Genomic DNA, 15,543 nt, shown 5'->3' with positions numbered 1-15,543 from the left:
GTGACCCGGCGGCCGCGGGCCTCTGCCCAGCCTAGCGGCACGCCTCAAGACCTCCCGAGGGTGGCGCTGACCTTGCCGGAGCCCTCCTCCAGGTGGCGGGCCTTGCCTCCGTTGACGGCCACCGTGGCCGCGTCTGCGCGCCCGAGGCTCACCTTCGCCGGCCCGACCACGCTGACCCGCCGGAACTCGGACCTCGCCAGCTCACCGGACCACACCGTGGTGCCTCGTGCGTCGGTGACCGTGACCTTCGTGGGCTTGCGCTCCTTGCCACGGATGACCAGGTGGTTCGTCGTCGGCGCTCCGAGGCCGGCGAGCGCCGACGGGTCCGCCGGAGCGGGTGCGGCGTCGGTCGGGACGGCGGCCGGAGGCGCGTCCCCCTCGCCCCCGACGACGAGCTGGCCGATCCCCCAGATGATCGCGAGCACGAGGACGACCACGGTGAGGGCAACCCAGCTGCGGCCACCGCGCGCCACACGGATCGTCTGCCCGCCGGTCGAACGCTCCGCCTCGAACACCGCGCGGGCCGGGACCGGCCCCTGGGCGTACGACGCGTCGTAGGCCTCAACCAGGGGTGTGGCGTCGGTGCCGAGCACGCGGGCGATCGCGCGCAGGTGCCCGCGGGCGTAGAAGTCGCCCCCGCAGACCCCGGTGTCGCCGTCCTCGAGGGCCTCGATGACGTGCGGGCGGATCTGGGTGCGGGCGGCGAGGTCGTCGATGCTCACGCCGGCACGCCCGCGAGCCTCGCGCAGCATCGTGCCCAGGACGGGCTCGGCCGGCTGGGCGCGAGGCCCGGGCGGCGCAGGGGCGTCGATCTCCGGGACACGCTCAGTGGCGGGCGCGACCTCGGTGACGGGATCTGCCCGCCCTGCCGTGTCGGCTCGCGCCGACTCCTCGATCGGACGGTCGATCACGAGCTCGGGACGGCCGCCGCTGGCCCGCAGGGCGGTCACCACGCGGAACCCAGGCGCCAAGGCCGACGAACCGGCGCTCTGGACCAGACCGAGATCGATCCGCGCCGGCGCGGAGGGACCGCCATCGAGAGGACTCGACGAGGCTGTCCGTGGCACGTCGTGACCAGCGACCTCGGGCGGCTCCCGGTGGGCGTCAGACTGCGGGACGGGCGCTGGCCGCGGGGCGGCTTCCGCCTCGCGCGCCGAGGGCTCATCCGGCTCGGGCTCGGCCGGCGCGACCTCCCCTTCGCGGGCGTCGGGCTCTGGTTCCGGCGCCTGGCGCACGAGGAGATGCTCGTCGCCGGAGAGCGCAATGAGTGCCTGCGCGATGTCGGCGTCGCTCACGCGGACGGCGAGACCCAGGGGTACGACGTACGCCGTCCCGTCGCGGGCCACGACCTCGAGGGCGCCGTCGCGGAGCAGTCCGCTCGGCTCGACGAGCACGACATGGTCGACCTCACCCCACGGGAGACCACGCCACTCACGGTCGTGCCGGAACCGGACGCCCAGTCCGTCGGCGACCAGCAGCGGGCTGCGTGCGTCCCACCACGCTGCCCCCGCCACCACCGCGATGGCAGCGAGCACGAGCACGATCAGTGCCAGGACCGGCGAGCCGCCGACCGCTCGCACGCCGTACAGGATGGCGAGTGCGGCCGCGCCGACGGCGACCATCGCGAGCGCGCCCGCGCTGCGGCGCACCTCGAGGACCTCCTCACGCATCACCGCACCGCCGATCGGCTCCGCCGCGGCACGTTCCTCCTCCAGGTGATCCGTCATGTCACTCCCCTCGCAACGTCTCCAGGACCTCGTCGAGGTCGTCGGGCTTGATCAGCACGTCACGTGCCTTCGATCCTTCGCTCGGCCCGACGACGCCGCGGGACTCGAGGATGTCCATCAGGCGACCCGCCTTCGCGAATCCGACGCGCAGCTTGCGCTGGAGCATCGACGTCGACCCGAACTGGGTGTTGACGACCAGCTCGACAGCCTGCAGCACGAGCTCCAGGTCGTCGCCGATGTCGTCGTCGATCTCGCGCTTGCTGGCCTGGGGCGCGGTCACGTCCTCGCGGTAGACCGGCTGGAGCTGCTCCTTGCAGTGCTGGACGACCTCGTGGATCTCCTTCTCGGTGATCCAGGCGCCCTGCATGCGGACCGCCTTGTTGGCGCCCATCGGGAGGAACAGCCCGTCACCGCCGCCGACCAGCTTCTCCGCGCCGGGCTGGTCGAGGATCACACGGCTGTCACCGAGCGAGGAGGTCGCGAACGCCAGTCTGCTGGGCACGTTGGCCTTGATCAGACCGGTGACGACGTCGACCGAGGGCCGCTGGGTGGCGAGCACGAGGTGGATGCCGGCGGCGCGGGCGAGCTGGGTGATGCGGACGATCGAGTCCTCGACGTCGCGCGGGGCGACCATCATGAGGTCGGCGAGCTCGTCGACGACGACGAGGAGGTACGGATAGGGAGCCAGCTTGCGCTCGCTGCCCGGCGGCACCTTGACCGTGCCGGCGCGGACGGCCTTGTTGAAGTCGTCGATGTGCCGGAACCCGAAGTTGGCGAGGTCGTCGTAGCGCATGTCCATCTCGCGCACGACCCACTGCAGCGCCTCCGCCGCCTTCTTCGGGTTGGTGATGATCTGCGTGATGAGGTGCGGGATGCCCTCGTACGCGGTGAGCTCGACGCGCTTGGGGTCGACGAGGATCATCCGGACCTCGTCGGGGGTCGCCCGCATCAGCACCGAGGAGATCATCGAGTTGATGAAGCTCGACTTGCCCGAGCCTGTGGCACCGGCCACCAGGAGGTGCGGCATCTTGGCCATGTTGGCGACGACGAAGCCGCCCTCGACGTCCTTGCCGAGCCCGACGACCATCGGGTGGTGGTCGCTGCGCGCCCGGTTGGAGCGCAGCACGTCTCCGAGGGAGACGGTCTCCTTGTCGGTGTTGGGGATCTCGATGCCGATCGCGGACTTGCCCGGGATCGGCGAGAGGATCCGCACCTCGTTGGAGGCGACGGCATAGGAGATGTTCTTGGCGAGCGCCGTGATCTTCTCGACCTTGACGCCCTGGCCGAGCTCGATCTCGTAGCGCGTGACGGTCGGACCACGCGTGTAGCCGGTGACCTCCGCATCGACACTGAACTCTTCGAGCACGGTGGTCAGCCTTGCCACCACAGCGTCGGAGGCGGCGGTGCGCGCCTTGTGCGGGGTGCCCTCGCGCAGCATGTCGTTGGCGGGGAGCGTGTAGACGATGTCGCCCGAGAGCGCGAGCTGCTCAGCGCGCGCCGGCAGCGGCGTCATGGGCGGGAGCTCGACAGGCTCGTCGTCCTTGACGGCGGCCGCCGGGGTGACGGAGACGGTGTCGTCGTCCTCGGGCGACTTCTGCACCTTGCCCTTGCGGGTCGGCGTCGCGACCGTCGGCTCGTCGCCGGGCCCGCCGACCAGCGGGTTGTCGTACGGGACGTCGCTGCCGGGGCCACCCCTCGAGGGTCGCCTGCGACCCGACTGGGCAGCGGCCGCGTCCTCGTCCTCGCCGGCCGGGTCGTGCTTGGCACCGATGAGGAGGTCGCGCGCCGAGCGGAGGCGCTCGGGGATCCGGTAGACCGGGGTGCCGGTGATGACCAGCAGGCCGAAGAACGTGAGGAGGACCAGCAGCGGGACGGTCACGTACGGCGTGCGCAGCAGGTCGTCGAGGAGCTTGGAGACGCCGTAGCCGATCGCGCCGCCGGCATCGCGGATCCCCGCCCCGTCGCCTTCCGACGGCGCAGGGATGCCGTTGGCGATAGAGACGATGCCGAGGATTCCACCCGACAACGACGCCCACCCGATGATCTGACGTCCGGGCGGCCCGTTGGCCTCCGGGTTGCGCATCGTGCGTCCACCGGCGACGAACAGCGCCAGCGGCACGGTCCAGGCGAGCAGGCCGACGCTGTTGGAGACCGCCTCGCCGACCGCCTTGGTCAACGGGCTGTCGACCTGGAACCACACAGCGCCGACGACGACGACGCCGGCGCCGATGAGGACGAGCCCGACACCGTCACGACGGTGCTCCGGCTCGAGGTCACGAGCAGCGTGCCCGACGCTCCGCACGATCGCGCCGAGCATGCGGGCCAGGCCCATCCAGAGCGCCGCGATCCCCCTCCCGAGCGCGCTGAGGGCACGCAGGACCGGACCAGGACCCGAACGCGGCGGCGGAGCGGGACGACGCCTGGTCGTACCCTGCCCACGCTGCTGCGGACGACGGCCCTGGCCACCGGACGACCGCGAGTTCTTTTTGGACGACCCTCGCGGTGGGGAAGACGTACGGCTCGCCATGGGGGCGACTCTAAGCCTGAGAGCCGCACCCGTCCGGTAGCCCACGCCGTGCGACGGGTTGCTCGTCGCGGGCCCACCTCGTCGTCGTGCGGACGCGCGGGGGCGAGGGCCCGCAGTGGGCCCCCGCCCCCGCCGTCGGTCAGGCGCTGATCGCGCGGCTGGTGTCCTCGCCGTGCTGGATCTCGACCTTGCGCGGCTTCGCCTTCTCCGCGACAGGGATCGTCACCCGCAGCACCCCGTCGGCATAGCGCGCCTCGACGCGCTCGGTGTCGAGCGTGTCGCCGAGGATGAGCTGCCGGCTGAACACACCGCGCGGACGCTCGGCCGCGATCAGCTCCTCGACGCCCTCGCGGGCCGGACGGTCGGCGCGGACCGTCAGGACGTTGCGCTCGACGTCGATGTCGATCGAGCCCGGGTCGACGCCCGGCAGGTCGAGCTCGACGACGAACGAGTCGCCCTCGCGCCACGCATCCATCGGCATCCCGGCCGGACGAGCGGCGGTCCCGAAGACCTGCTGAGTCAGACGGTCGAGCTCACGGAACGGATCGGTGCGCATGAGCATGATCATCACCTCCACAGAACCTTTCATGCCTCACGCATGACCTATATTGGCTGTTACACTTTTTATATACCGCAGAGTTGATGACGATGCAAGAGGGGTCGACAGATGACTGGTCGAGCGCGGGACCGCGCGGTCTACGCGATCTCGGTCGCCGCCGAGCTCGCGGGCACCGCCGCCCAGAACCTCCGCGTCTACGAGCGCGAAGGTCTGGTCGCACCGGCCCGGACCAGCGGCGGCACGCGTCGCTACAGCGACGACGACGTCGTACGGCTCCGGAGGATCGTGGCGCTGCTCGACTCGGGGCTCAACCTCGCAGGCATCACCATGGTCCTCGAGCTGGAGGACGAGAACGCCCGCCTGCGCGCCGACCGCGACGCCGAGCAGGATGCCGGTCGCGACGGCTGAGCGGGCCAGATCATCTCGGGACGGTGGCGGTCTCCGTCCGTCCATCCGCTGCTGCGAAGATGACCGGCGAATCGTCCCGCAGCGGAAGAGGCACACGTGAGTCGTCGCGACGCCGACAAGAAGAATGGCCCGCGAGCGTATGCGCGTGCACGTCTCGACAAGCGCAGAGGCAAGGAGGCCGGCCTCCGCCTTCCGGTGACCACGGCGCTGCTGATCGTCTACGCGGTTCTCGCGCTGATCGGCCTCGCGCTGCTGTTCATCGCCCCGTACTGGTTCGGGTTCCTGCGCGGCGTCGCCTACAATGCCGCCGCGCCGGTGACGCTCACCGCGGTGCTCCTGGTCCTGCTGGCGCTCGTCGCCGACCTGCGCGGGAGGCGGATGGTCGTGCTCGTGATCGCGTTGACGGTCGGATGGGTGGCCTTCGGGGTCTACTCGACGCTGACCGTCGGATGGCACGCAGCGAAGGGCGTGTACGAAGCGTCCGTCGTGGAGACCGACGACCCTCAGGGCGGGTACAAGGTTCGTGAGCCGTACGAGGTGGCGAGGTCGAACGTCTCACAAGGCATCGGTGACGTGATCGCGTCCGACCGCGCCACCGCGATCAAGCACGTCGACGGAGAGTGGACGGCGATCGTCCCCCGCAAGGGATGGAACAAGGGGTACGCGAAGGTCGTCTCCCGCGACACCGACGGCGAGTACACGTCGTGCGCCTTCGACGACGAGCACTCGGGGGTCAAGTTCGGCGGGAAGTTCAGCCACAACCTCGGCCGCGCGATCACCGGGCAGGTCATCGACACCTGGGGCCGTTTCGCCCCCGTCGTGTGGGACGAGTCCGACATGTTCGGGCTGTGCGACGGCGACGGAGCCAGGATCGTCGTGCCCCTCACGCGGTGGAGCGGTCACTGGGCGTCGCACCAGGTGCCCGCCGGCGTCGCGATCGTCGAGACCGACGGGAGCGTCCGTGTCGACAAGACCGCGAAGGGGATCGACGGGCCGGTCTATCCGATCTCGCTCGCTGCCGAGCAGCGCGAGTCGACACGAGCCGCTGGGTCGTTCTGGGACTACGTCAGGCACCGCTCCGGGTACGCCGACAGCGACGCCGTCGGCGAGGCGGGGGCCGCCAACACCGGTGAGTTCGCCCTCGTCCGCGCCAAGGGCGGGATGGACTACGTGACGCCGTTGACCCGTGCATCGAGCGACCGTTCCGGGTCCCAGTCGATCGTCGGAGTCTCCACGATCGCGGCGGACAGGACCGAGCCGGGCAGACTCGCCACGCTGACCGTCCACAAGGTCCCGGCGGAGTCGGGCCTGCGCGGCCGGATCTCGAAGACGCTGACCAACTTCCAGAACGTCTCCGTCCTCGCGACCCGCAAGGCCACGATGCTCGAGGTCGTCCCCACGAGCGCCGACATGTGGGTGGCCACGCTCGGGATGGAGGCGGCCGACGTGATCTCTCCCGCGTATCGGATCGAGATCCCCAGCGAGGGTGAAGCGTGCCTGAAGGCGCTCGACGGCCGCACCATCCAGTGCGGCGCGCAGGCCGGGGTCGACGGCAACGGAGCCGGGCCGGTCCTCGCTCCGTCGGACGGCGCCGACCCGAGCGGTGGTGCCCTCGCTGATCGCAGCGACGCGGAGCTGCTCAAGGACCTCGCCGACATCACCGCCGAGCTCCAACGTCGCGAACAGGCAGGTCCGGCCGACTGACCGCCTGGCGAGCCTGCGGCCGGCCAGTGCGAAGCGGGGAGAACTCACCCCTGGGTGGCCCCAGGGTCCGACCGGACGGCTCGGACGACCTCACGGGCGGCGGACAACCGCCGCCGCCACGAGAGGCCGCCGAGACGTCTCTCAGGCCTCGAGGACGACGGGCACGATCATCGGGCGCCGGCGGTGCGCTCCCGAGACCCAGCGGCCCACCGTACGGCGGATGATCTGCTGGAGCTGGTGCGTGTCGTACGTGCCGTCGCTGACGGCGTCGGCCAGCGCCTGCTCGATCCGGGGCACGATCTCGGTGAAGATCGAATCGTCCTCGGCGAAGCCGCGAGCCTGGATCTCCGGACCGCTGACGACCTTGCCGCTCGAGGAGTCGATGACCACGATGACCGAGACGAAGCCCTCCTCGCCGAGGATCCGCCGGTCCTTGAGCTCGGACTCGGTGATGTCTCCGACCGACGAGCCGTCGACGTAGACGTAGCCGCAGTCGACCTTCCCGGTGACCTTGGCGCGACCGTCGACGAGGTCCACCACGAACCCGTCCTCGGCGATGACGACGCGGTCGTGCTCGACCCCCGTCGCCCGCGCCAGCGCCGCGTTGGCGTGCAGGTGACGCATCTCGCCGTGGACCGGCATGACGTTGCTCGGCTTGACGATGTTGTAGCAGTAGAGGAGCTCGCCCGCCGACGCATGGCCGGAGACGTGGACCAGGGCGTTGCCCTTGTGCACCACGCGCGCGCCCAGCCGGATGAGGCCGTCGATGACGCGGTAGACGGCGTTCTCGTTGCCGGGGATCAGCGAGCTCGCCAGCACCACCGTGTCACCGGGTTCGATGCGGACGGAGTCGTGCGAGTTGGCCGCGATCCGCGACAGCGCCGCCATCGGCTCGCCCTGCGACCCGGTCGACACGAGGACGAGCTCCTCGGGCCGGTAGTCGGAGATCTTGCGGCCGTCGACGATCACGCCGTCGGGGACGTGGAGATAGCCGAGGTCGCGCGCGATCTGCATGTTGCGGATCATCGAGCGGCCGATGTAGGCGACCTTGCGGCCGTGCTTGACCGCGGCGTCGAGGATCTGCTGGACGCGGTGCACGTGCGAGGCGAAGCAGGCTGTGATGATGCGCTGCTGGCTCTGCGCGAAGACGCGGTCGAGCACCGGCGAGATGTCACGCTCGGTCGTCGTGAAGCCCGGGACGTCGGCGTTGGTGGAGTCGGTGAGGAAGAGGTCGACCCCGGCCTCCCCCAGCCGCGCGAACGCCCGCAGGTCGGTGATGCGGCCGTCGAGCGGAAGCTGGTCCATCTTGAAGTCGCCGGTGTGGATGACCAGGCCGGCCTCGGTACGGATCGCGACGGCGAGAGCGTCCGGGATCGAGTGGTTGACCGCGATGAACTCCAGGTCGAACGGCGCCAGCGACAGGGTGTCGTCCTCGGCCACGACGTACTTCGGCACGTCCTTGAGACGGTGCTCGCGGAGCTTCGAGTCGACCAGGGCGAGCGTCAGGCGCGATCCGACGAGCGGGATGTCGCCGCGCTCGCGCAGGAGGTACGGGACGCCACCGATGTGGTCCTCGTGACCGTGGGTCAAGACGATCGCGACGATGTCGTCCAGACGGTGCCGAATCGGCGAGAAGTCGGGCAGGATCAGGTCGACACCTGGCTGGTGGTCCTCGGGGAAGAGGACGCCGCAGTCCACGATGAGGAGCTTGCCGGCGTGCTCGAAGACGGTCATGTTGCGACCGATCTCGCCGAGACCGCCGAGCGCGATGATGCGCAGCCCGTCGGCGGGGAGCTCTGGCGGTGCGCCGAGCTCGGGATGAGGATGGCTCATTTATCAGTCCTTCAGCAGGGAGGCGTCACGCAGCACGCGTGCCAGCTCGGCCACCTGCTCGTCAGTCGCGTCCACGTAGGGCGAACGCGTAGTCCGGTCGTCGATCACACCCAGCAGCTGCAACGCTGCCTTGGACATGATCGCGCCTTGGGAGCTTGGCGGCATGACAGCGGCCACCACGTCGAGCAGCTGCTCGTTGATCGCACGGGCGTCACGGAGGCGGCCGTCGTCGACCGCGCGCACCATCGCGGCGTACTGCGCCGCGGCGACGTGGCTGACCACCGACACCACGCCGGCGGCGCCGGTGACGAGCCATGCGAGGTTGAGGGCGTCGTCGCCCGAATAGAGCGCGAGCCCGGTGTCACGCATCACGGCAGCACCGCCGGCGAGGTCGCCGACGGCGTCCTTCACGGCCACGATCGCCTCGTGCTGGGCGACCTCGGCGTAGGTCTCGGTGGAGATGCGGACGACCGAGCGGCTGGGGATGTCGTACAGCATCACAGGCACGCCGCCGCCGGCGTCGGCGACGGTCGTGAAGTGGCGGACGAGCCCGGCCTGCGGCGGCTTGTTGTAGTACGGCGAGACGAGAAGCATCCCGTGAGCACCTGCGGCCGCGGCCTGGCGGGCGAGGCGGGCCGACGCGCGGGTGTCGTTGTTGCCCACGCCGGCGACGACCGACGCACGGTCTCCTACGGCCTCGAGGACCGCCGTCAGGAGCTGACCGTCCTCTTCCGGGTTGGTCGTGGGTGACTCGCCGGTGGTGCCGCTGACCACGAGACCGTCGGAGCCCTGGTCGACGAGGTACGAGGCCAGCTTGGCGGCGGCGTCGAGGTCGAGGGCGCCGTCGGGGGCGAACGGAGTCACCATGGCCGTCAGCACCCGGCCGAACGGGGCCGCAGGAGAAGCGAGCGGTGAGGTCATGTGGACCACGCTACCGCCTGGGTGGCGCTGTGCTCCCGGCGCCACACACCGAGCGCCGCACCGGCCGCCGGCTCCGGAAGCGGACATGGAATGTCCCGATCCTGTCCGTTCGGGGGCCCGGACAGGACCGGGACACTGGGGAGATCGTCGAAGCCCTCGTCGGTGTTACACCTGATCGGGAACTGTCTCGTGTGATCTGGGTCACACCCGCTCGTACGTCACGATCCGGTAGCCCTCGTAGGGCACGGTCTGGGCCTCGCGCCACTGCGACCAGTCGACCTCGGGGAACCAGGCATCGCCAGGCGGGGCGGCGTCGACGTGCGTGAGGACCATGCGATCTGCTCTCGAGAGGGACTGCGCGTAGAGCTGCTCCCCTCCGATGACGAAGACCTCGTCGTCCAGCTCGGATGCCAGGTCGAGTGCGCCGTCCACGTCGTGGCTGACGACGACCTCGTCCGGTCCCTTCCAGCCCGTGCGCCGCGTCACCACGACGGAGGTGCGGCGCGGGAGCGGCCGCCCGATCGAGTCCCACGTCTTGCGACCCATCACCAGGACGTGGCCGGTGGTGAGCGCCTTGAACTGAGCGAGATCACCGGTCGGGGGCCACGGCAGACCACCGTCTCGACCGATCACGCCGTTGGTCCCGACGGCGGCGACGAGCGTGATGCGGGCACGGTGGCCGCCGCGCCCTGTGTCGTCGTCGCTGCCCGGATCGAGCGTCATACGGCGATGGGGGCCTTGATGGCCGGGTGGGGGTCGTAGCCGGTGACCGTGACCGCGTCGAGGGTGAAGCCGTCGATCGAGGTGACGCCCGGGTCGAGCTCGAGCTGCGGCAGCGGGCGCGGCTCGCGCGTGAGCTGCTCACGCGCCTGGTCGAGGTGGTTGACGTAGAGGTGCGCGTCACCCAGCGTGTGGACGAAGTCGCCCACCTCGAGGCCGGTCACCTGGGCGACCATGTGCGTGAGGAGCGCGTACGAGGCGATGTTGAAGGGCACTCCGAGGAAGACGTCGCCGGATCGCTGGTAGAGCTGGCACGACAGACGGCCCGGGCCCCCGTCGGCCCCAGGCGCGACGTAGAACTGGAACATCGTGTGGCACGGCGCCAGCGCCATGTCGGGGAGGTCGGAGACGTTCCAGGCGCTCACGATGTGGCGGCGCGAGTCGGGGTCGCCCACGATGGCGTCGACCACGCCCTGGAGCTGGTCGACGTGGCGGCCGTCGGGCGTCGGCCAGGACCGCCACTGGTAGCCGTAGATCGGGCCCAGCTCACCCTGCTCGTCAGCCCACTCGTCCCAGATCGAGACGCCGTTCTCTTTGAGGTAGGCGGTGTTGGTGCTGCCGGCGATGAACCACAGCAGCTCGGCGACCACCGACCTCACGTGCACCTTCTTGGTGGTGACCAGGGGGAACCCCTCACGCAGGTCGAACCGCATCTGGTGACCGAACACGCTGAGCGTGCCGGTGCCGGTGCGGTCGTCCTTGCGGACGCCGTCGTCGAGGATCCGCTGGACGAGGTCGAGGTAGGCGCGCACGTGGTCACGCTACGGCACCGACCTGACACAATCGCAGGCGTGACCACTGCCGACACCAGCGTCCGGATCGCGTGGAGCGCCGACGCCGACGCCATCGCGACGCTCCAGGCCGCGGCGTGGCGCGAGCGCTACGCCGACGTGCTGCCTCCCGAGCTCCTCGAGCAGGTCGTGCCCGAGCTCTTCGCCGAGAAGTGGGCCGCCTCCCTGGACCGTCCCGGCGACGCACGCAACCGGGTCCTCGTCGCCCTGGAGCACAGCACCGTCCGCGGGTTCACCGTGACGGGCCCTTCGACCGACGACGACGCCGACCCGGTCGCCGACGGCGAGGTGAGCGAGCTGACGGTCTCGCCCGACCACCGGCGTACCGGTCACGCCTCCCGGCTCCTCCAGGCGGCGGCCGACACCCTTCGGGCCGACCGGTTCACCCGGGCGACCATGTGGCTCGACGCCCGCGACGACGCCCTGCGCGCCTTCGTCGCGAGCACGGGGTGGGCTCCCGACGGCGCTCACCGTGAGGTCGACCCCGTCGGCGACGGCAGCGTCCGGCTCAAGCAGGTGAGGCTCCACACCACCCTCGGGGGTGACGGTGACTGACGGTGACCACGGCCCGGTCGGGTTCTCCGTCGCGGCGGCCGACTTCTACGAAGACCTCGAGAACGACAACTCGCGCACCTTCTGGACCGCCCGCAAGGACGACTACGAGACGCTCGTACGGCGTCCCATGCTGGCCCTCACGGCGGTGCTGGCCGACGAGTTCGGCCCCGCGAAGGTGTTCCGCCCCTATCGCGACGTCCGCTTCAGTGCCGACAAGACGCCGTACAAGACCCACCAGGGCGCGTTCGTCTCGACGTCGCCGGCCACCGGCTACTACGTCCAGATCGACGCCTCCGGCGTCAGGGTGGGCGCCGGCTGGTACGACGCCACGGCGGACCGCAAGCACCGGTTCCGCCAGGCGGTGGACGACCCACGCAAGGGCTCCGCGCTCGAGCGGCTGATCGACTCGCTGGTCGCGAAGGGTTTCGAGGTCGGTGGTGACCGGGTCAAGACCCGGCCGCGAGGCTGGCCGGCGGACCATCCGCGCATCGATCTCCTGCGCCACAACACGCTGACGCTCATGCGCTGGTACGGCACGCCGGGCTGGATGGAGACTCCCGGGCTCGCCACCCGGGTGGCCGACGACTGGCGCACGCTCACCCCTCTCCTCGACTGGCACGCGCAGCATGTCGGCTGAGGTCCCCGCTCCCAGCGACCGCAGCGTCGTCGTCGACTCCCTCGGTGTCGGCCTCGCCACCGGTGTGTACGGCATCTCCTTCGGCGCCATCGGCACCGCATCAGGGCTGACCGTGGCCCAGACCTGCGTGCTGTCGCTGCTGATGTTCAGCGGAGCCTCCCAGTTCGCGTTCGCCGGCGTGGTCGCCGCCGGCGGGAACCCGGTCACGGGAGGGGTCACCGCCTTCCTCCTCGGCAGCCGCAACACGTTCTACGGGCTGGGTCTCGCACCGCGGCTGCGCGTGCGCGGCTGGCGGCGGCTGGTGACCGCACAGCTGGTCATCGACGAGTCGACCGCGATGGGGGTCGCGCGCGAGACCGACCGGCACGCCCGCATCGGGTTCTACGTCACGGGCACGTCGATCTTCGTGCTGTGGAACCTCATGACGTTCCTCGGGGCCCTGGCCGGCAACGCGCTCGGCGACCCCCGCACGTACGGGCTCGACGCCGCGGTCGCCGCTGCGTTCCTGGCGCTGCTGTGGCCCCGGCTCACCGCCTGGCCCCAACGGCTGGTCGCGGCGGTGGGAGCGCTGGTGGCGATCGGGACGGTGCCGCTGACGCCGGCGGGAGCGCCGATCATCGTCGGCGGTGCAGTCGCCGTGCTCGTCGGTCTGTGGCTCACCCGCCGCACCAGCGAGGCCGAGGTCGCCGACGCTCTCGAGCACGCGGACGACCCGCACGAGCACCGTCACCACCGTGACGAGCCCGAGGAGGGCACGTCGTGATCTGGTGGGCCGTGATCATCGCGTCGCTGGCCTGCTACGCGCTCAAGCTGGCCGGCCTGTCGGTGCCCGACCGTGTCCTCGAGCGGCCTCTGACGGTGCGGGTCGCGGCGCTGATCCCCGTGGGGCTCCTCGGCGCCCTCGTCGCGGTCCAGGCGTTCGCCGACGGTCAGGCCCTCGTGCTCGACGCCCGCGTCGCCGGTGTCGGCGTCGCGGTGGGGCTGCTCCTGCTCCGGGCGCCGTTCCTCGTCGTCGTCGCCGGTGCGGCGCTCACCGCCGCTCTCGTCAGGCTGATCTGAGCAGCAGCGCTCACTCGAGCCCGAGCACTCCGTCCAGACCGACCGTCAGCCCCGGGCGGTCCACCACGCCACGCACTCCCGCCACCACGCCGGGCATGAACGACTCACGGTGGACGGAGTCGTGCCGGATCGTCAACGTCTCGCCGGCGTCACCGAGCACGACCTCCTGGTGCGCGACCAGGCCACGGGCACGGACGGCGTGGACGTGGATCCCGTCGACGACGGCTCCCCGGGCTCCGAGGGGGTCGGAGGTCGTCGCGTCCGGCACCGGGGGCGTCCCGGCCTCCGCCCGCGCCGCGGCGATCAGCTCCGCCGTCCTGGTCGCGGTGCCAGAAGGTGCGTCGACCTTGTCCGGGTGGTGCAGCTCGACGATCTCGACCGACTCGAAGTAGGGCGCGGCGACGCGGGCGAACCGCATCATCAGCACCGCACCGATCGAGAAGTTGGGCACGATGAGCACGCCGACTCCGGGTGACGCCTCGACAAGGTCGCGGACCTCGGCGATCCGGGCGTCGTCGAAGCCCGACGTGCCGACGACCGCGTGGATCCCGTGGCCGACGCAGAACCGCAGGTTGTCCATCACGACGTCGGGGCTGGTGAAGTCCACCGCGACGGTCGCACCGGCCTCGACGAGCTGCTCGAGGGGCTCGTCGGCGTCGATCCTCGCCACCACCGAGATGCCGTCCGCCGCCTCGAGTGCACGCACCGACTCCGACCCCATCCGTCCCTGCGCGCCCAGCACCCCGACCGTGATCTCACTCATGTGCCGATCCTCTCATCGTCCGCACGGCGGCAGCGTCCGGCAGACTGTGTACGAGACGCACCCGCGTCACCGACAGAAAGAGCAGGCATGCCTGAACCGGGCGCAACCCGCGTCGCCGTCTACATCGACTTCGACAACATCGTCATCTCCCGGTACGACCAGGTGAACGGACGCAACCAGTTCCAGCGCGACAAGGCGCGGGCGTTCTCGACCAACGAGACCGCCGCCGACAGTGAGGTCACCGAGAAGCTGGCACGGGCGACCGTCGACGTCGGCGCCATCATCGACTTCGCGTCGTCGTTCGGCACGCTGGTCCTCACACGGGCCTACGCCGACTGGTCGGCGCCGGTCAACGCGGAGTACCGCGGGCAGCTCGTGAGCCGCGCCGTGGACCTGGTCCAGCTCTTCCCGGCAGCGGCCTACGGCAAGAACGGTGCTGACATCCGCCTGGCGGTCGACGCCGTGGAGGACATGTTCCGTCTGCCCGACCTCACGCACGTCGTGATCGTCGCCGGCGACTCCGACTACATCGCGCTCGCGCAGCGGTGCAAGCGGTTGGGCCGCTACGTCGTCGGTGTCGGGGTGGCCGGCTCGACGAGCAAGTCGCTCGCCGCGGCGTGCGACGAGATGGTGACGTACGACTCACTTCCCGGTGTCGAGGCCCCTCCCCCGGCGCCGGACAAGCCTGCGCGAGGCTCCACCCGCAAGCGCACCTCCAAGTCCGCCCAGACGGCATCGGCCGAGCCCGCCACCGAGGAGCCCAGCGCACCTGCCGCCAAGAAGGCCCCGCTCAAGGCGGCCGCACGATCCACGGTGCCCCTCTTCGCCGAGCCGGGATCGGACGACGCCGTCGAGACCGAGCCCGAGGACGCCCAGGACCTGGCGACACGTCTCCTCGAGCGCGCGCTGCGTCTTGGCCACGAGAAGGACGACGCTGACTGGCTCCACAGCTCCGCGGTCAAGAGCCAGATGAAGCGGATGGATCCGTCCTTCAACGAGAAGTCCCTGGGCTACCGCTCCTTCTCCGACTTCGTCAAGTCGCGCGACGGTGTGGCCGAGATGGACGAGAGCAGCACCGCCCGTCTCATCCGACTTCACCCGGCCAGGACGGGGCGGTGACACCACCGGTTAACCAGGAGGTGATAGCGTCGGAGATGTTGCATGACGTCATTGCCGCAGATTCGAATCTGGACCTCGCTCGCGAGGAACGTTCTTTCCCAGGTTGATGTGCTCGCGACACCAGTCGCTCGCTAACACAGCGTGCGCACGACCGAAGGAG

The 15,543-nt window shown here is 70.6% G+C and carries 15 protein-coding genes; 7 read left to right on the top strand and 8 right to left on the bottom strand.

Annotated elements, in window-relative coordinates; genetic code table 11:
* Window positions 1-44 precede the first annotated feature (44 nt).
* The 3 genes from KV102_RS16840 to KV102_RS16830 all read right to left on the bottom strand — a co-directional run bounded on the left by KV102_RS16840 (window position 45) and on the right by KV102_RS16830 (window position 4,816).
* Window positions 45-1,727: a RodZ domain-containing protein gene (locus tag KV102_RS16840; protein ID WP_220346977.1), complete on the bottom strand. Its 1,683-nt coding sequence runs from the start codon at window positions 1,725-1,727 to the stop codon at window positions 45-47.
* Between the two features lies 1 nt (window position 1,728).
* Entirely contained in the window at window positions 1,729-4,254 is a 2,526-nt protein-coding gene (locus tag KV102_RS16835) for a DNA translocase FtsK (protein WP_220346976.1), read from the bottom strand.
* Window positions 4,255-4,393: 139 nt separating this feature from the next.
* Window positions 4,394-4,816 carry an Hsp20/alpha crystallin family protein gene (locus KV102_RS16830; protein ID WP_220342471.1) on the bottom strand — a complete coding sequence of 141 codons (423 nt, stop codon included), beginning with the start codon at window positions 4,814-4,816 and terminating at the stop codon, window positions 4,394-4,396.
* 105 nt (window positions 4,817-4,921) lie between these two features.
* Here KV102_RS16830 and KV102_RS16825 point away from each other — a divergent pair, with 105 nt between their 5' ends.
* On the top strand, window positions 4,922-5,221 hold the full coding sequence (locus tag KV102_RS16825) for a MerR family transcriptional regulator (RefSeq protein ID WP_220346975.1): 300 nt from the start codon (window positions 4,922-4,924) through the stop codon (window positions 5,219-5,221).
* Between the two features lie 96 nt (window positions 5,222-5,317).
* Window positions 5,318-6,925: a hypothetical protein gene (locus KV102_RS16820; RefSeq protein ID WP_220346974.1), complete on the top strand. Its 1,608-nt coding sequence runs from the start codon at window positions 5,318-5,320 to the stop codon at window positions 6,923-6,925.
* 141 nt (window positions 6,926-7,066) lie between these two features.
* On the opposite strand, the gene KV102_RS16815 is transcribed toward KV102_RS16820, so the two are convergent.
* From KV102_RS16815 to KV102_RS16800, 4 genes are all read right to left on the bottom strand, one after another.
* The gene (locus tag KV102_RS16815) at window positions 7,067-8,758 is read right to left on the bottom strand and encodes a ribonuclease J (protein ID WP_220341358.1); all 1,692 of its coding nucleotides are present in this window, start codon (window positions 8,756-8,758) and stop codon (window positions 7,067-7,069) included.
* Window positions 8,759-8,761: 3 nt separating this feature from the next.
* Window positions 8,762-9,679, bottom strand: a complete 918-nt coding sequence (gene dapA, locus KV102_RS16810; RefSeq protein ID WP_220346973.1) for a 4-hydroxy-tetrahydrodipicolinate synthase — start codon at window positions 9,677-9,679, stop codon at window positions 8,762-8,764.
* A 201-nt stretch (window positions 9,680-9,880) separates the two neighbouring features.
* Window positions 9,881-10,402, bottom strand: a complete 522-nt coding sequence (locus KV102_RS16805) for a dihydrofolate reductase (RefSeq protein WP_220346972.1) — start codon at window positions 10,400-10,402, stop codon at window positions 9,881-9,883.
* Window positions 10,399-11,211, bottom strand: a complete 813-nt coding sequence (locus KV102_RS16800; RefSeq protein WP_220341355.1) for a thymidylate synthase — start codon at window positions 11,209-11,211, stop codon at window positions 10,399-10,401. Before KV102_RS16800 ends, KV102_RS16805 begins: the two co-directional genes overlap by 4 nt.
* A 39-nt stretch (window positions 11,212-11,250) precedes the next feature.
* Here KV102_RS16800 and KV102_RS16795 point away from each other — a divergent pair, with 39 nt between their 5' ends.
* Genes KV102_RS16795 through KV102_RS16780 form a run of 4 tightly spaced genes read left to right on the top strand, consistent with a single transcriptional unit; the run spans window position 11,251 to window position 13,501 of the window.
* The gene (locus KV102_RS16795) at window positions 11,251-11,805 is read left to right on the top strand and encodes a GNAT family N-acetyltransferase (protein ID WP_220346971.1); all 555 of its coding nucleotides are present in this window, start codon (window positions 11,251-11,253) and stop codon (window positions 11,803-11,805) included.
* Window positions 11,798-12,442 (top strand): DUF2461 domain-containing protein, encoded by a 645-nt coding sequence (locus KV102_RS16790; RefSeq protein ID WP_220346970.1) that lies wholly within the window; start codon window positions 11,798-11,800, stop codon window positions 12,440-12,442. The genes KV102_RS16795 and KV102_RS16790 overlap by 8 nt, the downstream gene beginning before the upstream one ends.
* The gene (locus KV102_RS16785) at window positions 12,432-13,205 is read left to right on the top strand and encodes an AzlC family ABC transporter permease (RefSeq protein WP_220341352.1); all 774 of its coding nucleotides are present in this window, start codon (window positions 12,432-12,434) and stop codon (window positions 13,203-13,205) included. Before KV102_RS16790 ends, KV102_RS16785 begins: the two co-directional genes overlap by 11 nt.
* On the top strand, window positions 13,202-13,501 hold the full coding sequence (locus tag KV102_RS16780) for an AzlD domain-containing protein (protein ID WP_220346969.1): 300 nt from the start codon (window positions 13,202-13,204) through the stop codon (window positions 13,499-13,501). Before KV102_RS16785 ends, KV102_RS16780 begins: the two co-directional genes overlap by 4 nt.
* A gap of 10 nt (window positions 13,502-13,511) precedes the next feature.
* Here the strand turns inward: KV102_RS16780 and dapB are convergent, their stop codons facing one another.
* A complete protein-coding gene (gene dapB / locus KV102_RS16775; RefSeq protein WP_220346968.1) occupies window positions 13,512-14,264 on the bottom strand; it encodes a 4-hydroxy-tetrahydrodipicolinate reductase in 753 nt (250 codons plus the stop codon).
* An 87-nt stretch (window positions 14,265-14,351) separates the two neighbouring features.
* On the opposite strand from dapB, the gene KV102_RS16770 reads away from it, so the two are divergent.
* Window positions 14,352-15,383: an NYN domain-containing protein gene (locus tag KV102_RS16770; RefSeq protein WP_220341349.1), complete on the top strand. Its 1,032-nt coding sequence runs from the start codon at window positions 14,352-14,354 to the stop codon at window positions 15,381-15,383.
* Window positions 15,384-15,543: the final 160 nt, after the last annotated feature.

Origin of the sequence: Mumia sp. zg.B53, from assembly GCF_019550935.1 — a bacterium.
Lineage (GTDB): Bacteria > Actinomycetota > Actinomycetes > Propionibacteriales > Nocardioidaceae > Mumia.
This window is presented reverse-complemented; position numbering and strand designations above follow the sequence as displayed.